At 50.3% G+C, this 1,614-nt stretch carries 1 protein-coding gene; it reads left to right on the top strand.

Annotated elements, in window-relative coordinates:
* The coding region (locus tag Q0256_RS03720) for a hypothetical protein (RefSeq protein WP_297960157.1) at positions 1 to 1,614 on the top strand (1,614 nt) is incomplete at both ends.

Raw genomic sequence — 1,614 nt, 5'->3', positions numbered from 1 at the left:
ATACCTGGCGTGAGGGGATCGAGGGCTCGTATCAAGACCTGGCGCGGGTGGAGCTTTTGAAAAACAGCGCCGATTTTAGAATTTATACGCCCAAATCAAGCGCAGGCCTTGGAATCAGCCTGTTAAGCGACTTTGAAGCGCCGAAGGGCTTAAACGAAGAGGATCTGAACAACTACGTCGGCGGTATCGCCACTAGCGTGCTGAGTCTTGCAGGGATTTCTAGCGATAATCTCAGCTCGCCGGAATTTTTGCTGATCAGCCAAATTCTGACCTATCATTTTAATAAAGGCGAGGGGGTGAGCGTGGTGGATCTCATCGCGCAGATCGGCAACCCGCCTTTCGATAAGATCGGCGTTTTGGGCGTCGATACCTTCTTTCCGAGCGATAAGCGAATGGCACTTGCGATGAAGATTAACGCACTCATCGCAAGCCCGAGTTTTAAGCTTTGGTGCGAGGGCGAGCGACTAAATATCGCCAAGATGCTCTTTGATGAAAACGGCAGGGCGAGGGCGAATATATTTTCCATCGCGCATCTAAACGACGATGAGAGGATGTTTTTCGTCACGCTGCTTTTGGGCGAGATGATCAAATGGATGCGCACCACTAGCGGCACCAGCTCGCTGCGCGCAGTACTTTATATGGATGAAATTTACGGCTTTTTTCCGCCAAACGGTAATCCGCCGAGCAAAACCCCGATGCTTACGCTGCTAAAGCAGGCTCGCGCTTTCGGTCTTGGCTGCGTATTATCGACGCAAAACCCGGTCGATCTCGATTATAAGGGGCTTAGCAATATCGGTACGTGGTTTATCGGGCGCTTGCAGACTGCGCAGGATAAGGAGCGCGTCATCAGCGGCCTAAGCGGTATCGGCTCAAATCCGATCGACAAAAGCGTGCTTATGGAGAAAATTTCAAACCTCAAAAAGCGAAGCTTTTTGGTAAAAAACATCAACGAGGACGTGCTGCGGGTAATCGAGACGCGCTTCGCGCTAAGCTATTTAAAAGGCCCTCTAAGCAACGAGCAAATTTCAAATTTGATGAAAGACAAAAAGGCTGAAATTTCGTCCGTGTCGGGCGCCGCGCAAGGCGTCAAATCCGTCGGCGCCGCCAAGCCCGTAGTTTCTGCTGAAATTTCTCAGCTTTACAGCTACGGCGCGAGCCTTGAGCTAAGCCCGTATCTGTACGCAAGCGCAAAGATACGATTTTGCGACAAGGGAGTCGATTTTACGCAGCAGCGCTCCTTTTTACTCTCGCTTTCGGACGTAAGCGAAATAGATTGGAGCGAGGCTAGCACGCGAGAAGTTGCAAATTTAAGTGGACAGGAGCAGGCGGGCTCGCTTTACGGCGCACTTCCTAGCTTCATCGCGGGCGCAAAAAATTTAAACGCTCAGCTTAAAAGCTTTAAAGAATGGCTCTACCGCAACGAAAAGTTAGAACTTTTTAGCGCGCTTGATCTGCTCTCAAAACCGGGCGAGAGCAAGGAGGAGTTTTTCGTGCGCCTAGGCGATAAGGCGAACGAAATTTTAGAGGCCAAAACCGACGAGATCGCGGCTAAATTTGAAAAGGAAAAGGCGCGCCTTGAGGATAAAATTTCTCGCGCTAGCGAAAAGTATGAAA

The sequence above is a fragment of the uncultured Campylobacter sp. genome (assembly GCF_937949835.1).
Taxonomy (GTDB): domain Bacteria; phylum Campylobacterota; class Campylobacteria; order Campylobacterales; family Campylobacteraceae; genus Campylobacter_B.
The sequence above is the reverse complement of the archived record's forward strand: the minus strand, read 5'-3'. Positions and strand labels throughout refer to the sequence as shown.